This window comes from Aeromicrobium sp. (assembly GCF_049587115.1).
Lineage (GTDB): Bacteria > Actinomycetota > Actinomycetes > Propionibacteriales > Nocardioidaceae > Aeromicrobium.
In genome coordinates, this window is sequence record NZ_JBAVDI010000039.1 from 19707 (window position 1) to 27544 (window position 7838).

10 protein-coding genes are annotated in these 7838 nt (G+C 67.6%); 6 read left to right on the forward strand and 4 right to left on the reverse strand.

Going from position 1 to position 7838, the window contains the following annotated elements; all coding sequences use genetic code 11:
* Nucleotides 1-12 precede the first annotated feature (12 nt).
* Nucleotides 13-474, forward strand: a complete 462-nt coding sequence (locus WB461_RS04295; protein WP_423851480.1) for a GatB/YqeY domain-containing protein — start codon at nucleotides 13-15, stop codon at nucleotides 472-474.
* On the opposite strand, the gene WB461_RS04300 is transcribed toward WB461_RS04295, so the two are convergent.
* The gene (locus tag WB461_RS04300) at nucleotides 475-2661 is read right to left on the reverse strand and encodes a transglycosylase domain-containing protein (RefSeq protein WP_423851481.1); all 2187 of its coding nucleotides are present in this window, start codon (nucleotides 2659-2661) and stop codon (nucleotides 475-477) included.
* A gap of 170 nt (nucleotides 2662-2831) precedes the next feature.
* Between WB461_RS04300 and WB461_RS04305 the strand changes: the two genes are divergently transcribed.
* A complete protein-coding gene (locus WB461_RS04305; RefSeq protein WP_423851482.1) occupies nucleotides 2832-3089 on the forward strand; it encodes a WhiB family transcriptional regulator in 258 nt (85 codons plus the stop codon).
* On the opposite strand, the gene WB461_RS04310 is transcribed toward WB461_RS04305, so the two are convergent.
* Both WB461_RS04310 and WB461_RS04315 read right to left on the reverse strand, forming a co-directional pair.
* Nucleotides 3086-4354, reverse strand: a complete 1269-nt coding sequence (locus WB461_RS04310; RefSeq protein ID WP_423851483.1) for an ArsA family ATPase — start codon at nucleotides 4352-4354, stop codon at nucleotides 3086-3088. The two genes, WB461_RS04305 and WB461_RS04310, sit on opposite strands and share 4 nt — an antisense overlap.
* Nucleotides 4351-5310: an ArsA-related P-loop ATPase gene (locus tag WB461_RS04315; RefSeq protein ID WP_423851484.1), complete on the reverse strand. Its 960-nt coding sequence runs from the start codon at nucleotides 5308-5310 to the stop codon at nucleotides 4351-4353. The genes WB461_RS04310 and WB461_RS04315 overlap by 4 nt, the downstream gene beginning before the upstream one ends.
* A 183-nt stretch (nucleotides 5311-5493) precedes the next feature.
* On the opposite strand from WB461_RS04315, the gene WB461_RS04320 reads away from it, so the two are divergent.
* The 4 genes from WB461_RS04320 to WB461_RS04335 are packed head-to-tail and all read left to right on the forward strand — an operon-like array spanning nucleotide 5494 to nucleotide 7691.
* Nucleotides 5494-5649: a DUF4177 domain-containing protein gene (locus tag WB461_RS04320; RefSeq protein WP_423851485.1), complete on the forward strand. Its 156-nt coding sequence runs from the start codon at nucleotides 5494-5496 to the stop codon at nucleotides 5647-5649.
* Nucleotides 5646-6107 (forward strand): RidA family protein, encoded by a 462-nt coding sequence (locus WB461_RS04325; RefSeq protein ID WP_423851486.1) that lies wholly within the window; start codon nucleotides 5646-5648, stop codon nucleotides 6105-6107. Before WB461_RS04320 ends, WB461_RS04325 begins: the two co-directional genes overlap by 4 nt.
* Nucleotides 6108-6111: 4 nt before the next feature.
* Nucleotides 6112-6927: an NUDIX hydrolase gene (locus tag WB461_RS04330; protein WP_423851487.1), complete on the forward strand. Its 816-nt coding sequence runs from the start codon at nucleotides 6112-6114 to the stop codon at nucleotides 6925-6927.
* On the forward strand, nucleotides 6924-7691 hold the full coding sequence (locus tag WB461_RS04335) for an MBL fold metallo-hydrolase (RefSeq protein ID WP_423851488.1): 768 nt from the start codon (nucleotides 6924-6926) through the stop codon (nucleotides 7689-7691). Before WB461_RS04330 ends, WB461_RS04335 begins: the two co-directional genes overlap by 4 nt.
* A gap of 6 nt (nucleotides 7692-7697) precedes the next feature.
* Here the strand turns inward: WB461_RS04335 and WB461_RS04340 are convergent.
* Nucleotides 7698-7838, reverse strand: a 141-nt coding sequence (locus WB461_RS04340; protein WP_423851490.1) for a helix-turn-helix domain-containing protein, incomplete at its 5' end; no start/stop codon positions are given.

Here is a 7838-nt window from a genome sequence, read left to right on the forward strand (position 1 = left end):
GACACTGGAACCATGTCAGCACTCAAGGACCAGCTCCACTCCGACCTCACCGCCTCGATGAAGGCGCGCGATGCTCTTCGGACGTCGACCCTGCGCATGGTGCTGTCAGCCATCACGAATGCCGAGGTCGCGGGCAAGGAGGCCCGGGAACTGACCGACGAGGACGTCATCACGGTCCTGGTGTCCGAAGCCAAGAAGCGCCGTGAAGCCGCCGACGCCTTCGCGGACGGCAACCGGCCCGAGCTGGCCGACAAGGAACGGGCTGAGGCGGCAATCCTTGCGGACTACCTGCCCGCGCAGCTGACCGCCGAGGAAGTCGCCGTGATCGTCACGGCGGCGGTCGAGTCGACCGGCTCGGCGGGTGCCGGCATGAAGGCCATGGGCCGGGTCATGGGTCTCGTGTCGCCCCAGGTCAAGGGCAAGGCCGACGGTGGCGCCGTGGCGACCGAGGTCAAACGTCAGCTGGGAGCCTGACTAGCCGCGACCTCCGCCGCCTGAATCGCCGCCATCGTTGGGTGTCTTGGGCTTCTTCGGCTTTTCCGGTGCCGTTGTCTTGCGGCCCGACCTGGTCTGAGTGGGCTTCACCTTGGGGGGCCGTTGGAAGTTGTTGCCATCCAAGGTGTCCTGGATCGCCTGCATTGCCTTGGCCCACATCGGGCCGGCGAGCGAGCTGCCTCCGACCGAGGCGAAGTTGAGGAGCCGACCATTGATCGTGACACCCGCGAGCGACTTGGGATTGCCGTTGGACTTGACGCCGGCGATCATCGCAGCAGTGGCGAGATCCGGCGTGTAGCCGTTGTACCAGACGGCCTTGTTGTCCTGGGTCGTGCCGGTCTTGGCGGCCGAAGGCACTCGCAACCCGGTGCCGTTGGAGAAGCCAAAGCCGCCGCGCTCCTGCACGCCGCGCAGAATGTCGTTGATCTGCGCTGCCTCGTCCTCGCTGAGCACCCGCTTGCAGCTTGGGCCGAACTTCTTGACGGTCTTGCCGTTGGCGTCGACGATCTCCTTGACCGGGCGCGGGCGGCAGTACATGCCACCTGACGCAGCGGTGGCATAGGCCGCGGCCATGTCGAGCGGGCTGACGCTCGTGACACCGAGGGTGAAGGGACCGACGACGTCCTGGTCGGGGACCTTGATGCCCATCGACTCGGCAGCCCGCACGGCGTTGCAGAGGCCGGCCTTCTCCTCGAGCTGGGCGAAGTAGGTGTTCACCGAGAGTCGAGTGCCGGTGTACATGTTCATCGTTCCGGACGAGGTCGAGTTGCTGACCGGCCACGGCGAGGTGCCGCGGCCCTCGCAGTCGAAGTAGGTGCCCGCCGGCACGGTCAGCTTGGGCGGCGACCTGAAGGTCTGTCCGACGTCGATGCCCTGCTTCAGAGCGGCTGCGACGGTGAACATCTTGAAGGTCGATCCGGCCGGGAAGCCTCCGGAGTCGCCGTAGGCCCTGGGGACGGTGAAGTTGATGAAGGACTGGCCCTTCTTCTTGTTCCGCCCCATGGGCCGTGACTGCGTCAGCGCACGCACGGCGCCGCTTCCGGGCTCGATCATCGCAATCGCGCCGATGGCCTTGTCCCTGGCCTTGACGGTCGAGGCGACGGCCTTGTTGGCAGCCTTCTGCTTGGTCACGTCGATCGTGGACTTGATCGTCAGGCCACCCCGTTCCAGCGCGCGCTGTCGAGCCTCTGTGTTGGGACCCAGGGCGTCCTGCTTGAGCAGGTAGCGGCGGATGTAGTCGCAGGAGAACTCCGCAACGGTCGAGACGCAACCGTTCGGGTACTTGGTGACCTTGAGGCCCAGGGGAGCGGCCTGGTAGCGCCTGGCGTCCGCCTCGGAGATCTTGCCGAGCCGGGCCATGACCGCCAGCACGGTGTTGCGCCGGGCGAGCGCCTTCTCGGGGTAGACGCCGGGGTCGTACTCGACGGGGTTCTTGACCAGGCCTGCCAACGTCGCGGCCTGGCGGACGTTGAGCTTGGCCGGGCTGACCGAGAAGTAGTGGTAGGACGCGGCGCTGATGCCGTACGCACTCGCACCGAAGTACGCGAGGTTGAGGTAGCGCTCGAGGATTTCCTTCTTGGTGTGCTGCTCCTCGTACGAGATCGCCAGCTTGAGCTCGCGGATCTTGCGCGAGGTCGACTTCTTGATCGCGGCGAGCCGCTGCTCCTTGGTCGTGGCCTGCGACACGAGCGTCAGCTTGACCAGCTGCTGGGTGATCGACGAGCCGCCCTGGGTCTGGCCCTCGGAAGCGTTGTTGACCAGGGCGCGCAGCGTGCCCTTGAGATCGAGCGCCCCGTGCTCGTAGAAGCGCGCGTCCTCGATCGACAGCAGTGCGTCCTGCATGATCGGGGAGATCTTGGACAGGGGTATGTCCTGGCGGTTCTCCTCGTAGAAGTAGGCGATCAAGTCTCCGTTGGACGCGAGCAGGCGTGTGGTCTGCGCGTTCGGCTGGTCGTCCAGGCGCAACGGAAGGTTCACCAAGTCGTTGCTGACGTTGTTCGCGGTCGCCGCAAACAACGCTGTGCCGGGGACTGCGATGGCGGCGATGAGCACCCCTGCGGCGGCGGACAGGAGAACCATCGTGCCGATGATCGAGAGGGGCCCGTCGTGCTGCTTCTCGCGCGTGGCTGCGTGGCGCAGCGATGAGCGAATCTCGTGCCAAGACATGCACATCAGAGTACGGGACGATGCTGTGAGTCCCCGGACGAGACAGCGGGTCCTAGTTCTTCGGAACTACGAAAGATGATCCCGAACGGTCTGACGCGCGCCTCCGCGCCTTTCTAGATTGAGACCTACCAACTTCGGCCAATCGGCCGGTCTCGGGGAGGTTCGGAATCATGTGGAACGAAAATTGGGCGGCCGAAGCCGCGTGTCGTGGGAACTCCGACGCGCTGTTCGTCAAGGGCGCTGAGCAGAATCGCGCCAAGCAGCTTTGCGGTACGTGCACGGTTCGGGCCGAATGTCTGGCCGAGGCGCTGGACAACCGTATCGAGTGGGGCGTCTGGGGAGGCATGACCGAGCGTGAGCGCCGTGCGCTGCTGCGTCGTCGTCCCAATGTCACGACCTGGCGCAACATCCTGTCCGTCGCGGTCTAGCGCTTCGGATCCTTCTGGGCCTCTGCAGCCAGCAGGCCCCCGATCTCGCGCAGCCCGTCGAGATCGTGCACGTCGCCGGCCAGTGCGGCAACCGACGCCGTTGGCACCGCGGGATGTGCTGCGCTGAATCGCTGCTTCAACCGCGCCTCGCGGGCGGCGACCTGCATGCGCTCGGCATGGATGGCGAGCAGGTCTGCCGTCATCCGGTCGGTAGCGCTGCCGCTCTGCAACTTGTGACCCGCGGACTCGGCGTCCGCCGCGGTGATTCCTTCGGCGCCGTCCTGGTGCACTCGGTTGACCACCAGCCCGGCCAGGGGCATGTTCTCGCCAGCAAGACGCTCGACGAAGTACGACGCCTCACGCATGGCCGCGGGCTCGGGTGCAGCGATGACGACGAATGCCGTGCCATCGGCTTGCAGCAGTGCGTAGGTGCTCTCCGCGCGCTGGCGGAATCCGCCGAACAGGGTGTCGAACGCCGCGACGAAGGTCTGCATGTCGGTGAGGATCTGGGCGCCGAGCACCTTGTTGAGCGCGCTGGTGACGATGCCGAAGCCAGCGCTGAGCAGTCGGGCCGGTCCCTTGGCCGGAGCCAGGAGAAGCTTGATGAATCGACCGTCCAGCATCGACGACAGCCGATCGGGGGCGTCGAGGAAGTCCAGTGCCGAACGTGAGGGTGGGGTGTCGACGATGATCAGGTCCCACGCCCTCACCGCAGGACCTTCCTGAGCTGCCGAACCATCAGGCTCCTGGCCGATCCTGGTCGCCTGTCCGTGCAGCTGGCCGAGCTTCTCCATGGCCATGTACTCCTGCGTGCCGGCGAACGAGCTCGACAGGGCGACGTAGAACGGGTTGGCCAGGATCTGCTGTGCCTTCTCGGGCGTTGCGTGCGCTTCGACGACCTCGTCGAAGGTCCGCTTCATGTCCAGCATCATGGCGTCGAGGCTGCCGCCGTCGAGGCCGACGTCCTTGACCGGGCGCGGTGTGTTGTCCAGCTCGGTCAACCCCATCGCCTGCGCCAGCCGTCGGGCCGGGTCGATCGTCAGGACGCAGACCGTGCGGCCCTGCTCCGCGGCGCGCAGCGCCATCGCGGCCGCGGTCGTGGTCTTGCCGACTCCACCGGATCCGCAGCAGACGATGATCTCGGTCGTGCGATCACCAAGGAGCCGATCGACGTCCAGGGTCTGCGCCGTCCCACCGCTGGAGCCACCGCGTGGCGTCGCGTGACCCCTGCGGGTCGGCGGCGATGTCCGTGGCTTGCCAGTCATGCGAGGTCTCGTAGCTGGTCGGCGAGCTCGAAGAGGGCACCGAGATCGATTCCGTCGCGCAGCGATGGCAGCTCGATCAGTGGTCGTCCGCAGTCCTGGAGGATCTCGCGCTGCTCGTCCTGAAGCCGATGCCGCTCGAGATTGGCTTCTCCGCCGGCTATCAGGGCGGGCGCCGCGGCCTTGGTGACCGAAGACCGGGCCAGCGACGCCGCGACCTTGGCGGGCTTCAACGATCCGGACTGCAGTGCTTCGCGGGTGCCATCCGACATGAGGGACGGTCGGACGAGGTTGAGGATCACGTGGCCGACCGGCAGCCGGGCGGACTCCAGCTCGGCAATGCCGTCAATGGTCTCCTGCACCGGCATCTCCTCGAGGACCGTGACGAGATGGACGTGGGTCGCGCTGGACCGCATCATCTCCATGATGGAATCGGCTTGCCGGCGGATCGGCCCGACCTTCGCCAGACCTGCGACCTCGGCGTTGACGTTGAGGAAGCGGGTGATGCGGCCGGTGGGCGGTGCGTCCATGATGACGGCGTCGTAGGTGAGGCCGTCGCCACTGCGGCGCCCCGCAGCCTCGTATACCTTGCCCGTCAGCAGGACGTCACGCACGCCGGGAGCGATCGTGGTGGCGAAGTCGATGATGCCGAACCGTTCGAGCGCCTTGCCGGCCCGACCCAGCCGGTAGTACATCGCAAGATACTCCAGCAGCGCGGACTCGGGATCGATCGCGAGGGCGTACACCTCACCGCCGCCGAGCCCCACCGCGATCTGGCGCTCCTCGTACGGCAGGGGCGGGACGTCGAAGAGCTGGGCAATTCCCTGTCGACCCTCGACCTCGCACAGGAGGACCTTCTTGCCCTTTGCCGCCAGTGCCATCGCGAGCGCGGCGGCGACCGTCGTCTTGCCGGTGCCGCCCTTGCCGGTGACGACATGGAGCTGAGTCGAGAGAGCCACACGACGAGCCTACTTCCCCGACCGGAGACCGCAGCCCGATCTCGATGGTCGGGGCGACGTTCGAGCAGGCTCCGGCGTGAGTCGAGCCGGGATGAGACCAACGAGACAGCTGCGTTCACGGGCTGGCCGAGGTGGAAGCTGGTCCGGGAGCGCCGCCGGGCCCGGTCCCGTTACAGTCGATCCATGACGAAATGGGAGTACCTCACCGCGCCAGTCCTGGTTCACGCCACGAAGCAGATCCTCGACAACTTCGGACAGGACGGTTGGGAGCTGGTCCAGATCGTTCCCGGCATGAACCCCGAGAATCTGGTGGCGTACTTCAAGCGGCCCGTGACATGAGTCAGGTCGAGAACCGCCTGGGCGCGCTCGGCCTGGCGGTCCCGACCGTGCCGGCACCCGTCGCGGTCTACATCCCAGCGGTGCGTACGGGCGCCTACGTCTTCACCTCCGGGCAGCTCCCACTGCTTGACGGCCAGCTGTTGCTGACCGGCAAGGTCGGCGGTGAGGTGTCCGCCGAGGAGGCGTACGACTGCGCCCGCCAGTGCGCGCTCAATGCGATTGCGGCGGTCAAGTCGCAGGTCGACGATCTCGACTCGGTGGTGCGGGTCGTCAAGGCGACGGTCTTCGTGGCGAGCACCGCCGACTTCACCGGACAGCCGGGGGTGGCCAACGGCGCCAGCGAGCTGTTCGGAGCGGCATTCGGGGATGCCGGCCAGCACGCGCGCAGTGCGGTCGGCGTACCGGTCCTCCCTCTCGACGCCCCGGTCGAGGTCGAGCTCGTCGTCGAGATCGGCTGAACTCGTGCGCATCCCCCTCCCGGAGGCGCTCCGCTCGCACGTGGGGCGCGAGGCCGAGGCGCCGACGCCGCGCGACGCAGCGACGGTCGTCGTGGTCCGGGACGGAGAGCAAGGGATCGAGGCGTACCTGCTGAGGCGTCAGCAGAGCATGGCCTTCGCCCCCGGGATGTACGTCTTCCCCGGTGGTGGTGTCGACGACCCCGACCGATTCGCGGACGTCCCGTGGGCTGGGCCAACGCCTGCGGCATGGGCCGAGCGTCTGGACTGCAGCGAGGACATCGCGCGGGGCCTGGTCTGTGCCGCCGTGCGTGAGACGTTCGAGGAGTCCGGGGTGCTGCTGGCCGGCCCCGACGAGGACTCCGTGGTTGCGGACACCAGCGGTGCGGCGTTCCAGGAGGCGCGGCTGGCGCTGGAGGCGCACGAGCTGACCTTCGGCGCGTACCTGGCCGAGTCCGGGCTGGTCCTGCGGACCGATCTGCTGGGTGCCTGGGCGCACTGGATCACCCCGAGCTTCGAGCCCCGCCGATACGACACCCGCTTCTTCGTGGCGGTGCTGCCGGCCGGACAGGCGGTCGGCGCCCTCGCCAGGGAGGCCGACCACGCTGTCTGGACTCCGCTGCGCGACGTGCTGGCCGCGGTCGACGCAGGCGAGGCGACGATGCTGCCTCCGACGCACGTGACGTGTCGCGAGATCGCCGGCCTTGCCGCGAACCAGGTGCTCGGCGCGTCCGCTGAACGCACGATTCACCCCATCGAACCGCGGCTCGTCGAGGTTGCGGGCGGGCTGTTCCTCGAGACCGACCTGGGAGGCGCCACATGACCCACACCATCACCGTGACCGAGCGGGCGGCTTACGTGCTGGCCGCCAATCCGGGTGTCATGACGCTCGACGGGACCAACACCTGGATCCTGCGTGAGCCCGGAGCCGAGCACTCAGTCGTGATCGACCCGGGACCGTCGGACGAGACCCACCTGCAGGCCGTGCTGGCAGCTGCCGGACCGGTCGGATTGATCCTGTTCACCCATCGCCACTTCGACCACACCGCTGCGCTCGGCCGATTCGCGGAGCTGACCGGCGCCCCGACCCGATCGATCGACCCGGAGTTCTCGCGCGATGCCGAGATGCTGGTCGATGGCGAGTCGATCGTGATCGACGGGCTCGAGATCGAAGTCGTCGCAACGCCCGGGCACACGACCGACTCGGTGTGCTTCCTGCTGCCTGCCGAGGGATCCCTCTTCAGCGGCGACACGATCCTGGGACGTGGCACGACGGTGATAGCCCACCCCGATGGGGTGCTCGGGCCCTACCTGGATTCCTTGGCGCACATTCGTGAGCTTGTCGAGGAGGGACTGGTCACGCGCATCCTCCCCGGCCACGGCCCGGTCGTGGACGACCCGGCCGCTGTTGTCGACTTCTACCTCGAGCATCGTGCCGAGCGGCTCGACCAGGTACGGGCGGCGGTCGCGGGGGGAGCGGACACCTCGCGCGCCATCGTCGAGATCGTCTATCGAGACGTCGAGGAGGCCCTCTGGCCCGCCGCGGAGCTCAGCGTCGCCGCCCAGCTCGACTACTTGCGCGCCTGAGCCCGGTCAGCGAGCGCGACGCTGCAGTCGCTCCAGGTCGAGGATCACGACGCTGCGCGGCTCGAGACGCAACCAGCCGCGGGATGCGAAGTCGGCGAGGGCCTTGTTGACGGTCTCGCGCGAGGCACCAACCAGCTGCGCCAGCTC

Bases quoted from the DNA above. Each gene is read 5' to 3' on its own strand.
- WB461_RS04295 (WP_423851480.1), top strand. From the start codon at position 13: ATGTCAGCACTCAAGGACCAGCTCCACTCCGACCTCACCGCCTCGATG.
- WB461_RS04300 (WP_423851481.1), bottom strand. From the start codon at position 2,661: ATGTCTTGGCACGAGATTCGCTCATCGCTGCGCCACGCAGCCACGCGC.
- WB461_RS04305 (WP_423851482.1), top strand. From the start codon at position 2,832: ATGTGGAACGAAAATTGGGCGGCCGAAGCCGCGTGTCGTGGGAACTCC.
- WB461_RS04310 (WP_423851483.1), bottom strand. From the start codon at position 4,354: ATGACTGGCAAGCCACGGACATCGCCGCCGACCCGCAGGGGTCACGCG.
- WB461_RS04320 (WP_423851485.1), top strand. From the start codon at position 5,494: ATGACGAAATGGGAGTACCTCACCGCGCCAGTCCTGGTTCACGCCACG.
- WB461_RS04325 (WP_423851486.1), top strand. From the start codon at position 5,646: ATGAGTCAGGTCGAGAACCGCCTGGGCGCGCTCGGCCTGGCGGTCCCG.
- WB461_RS04335 (WP_423851488.1), top strand. From the start codon at position 6,924: ATGACCCACACCATCACCGTGACCGAGCGGGCGGCTTACGTGCTGGCC.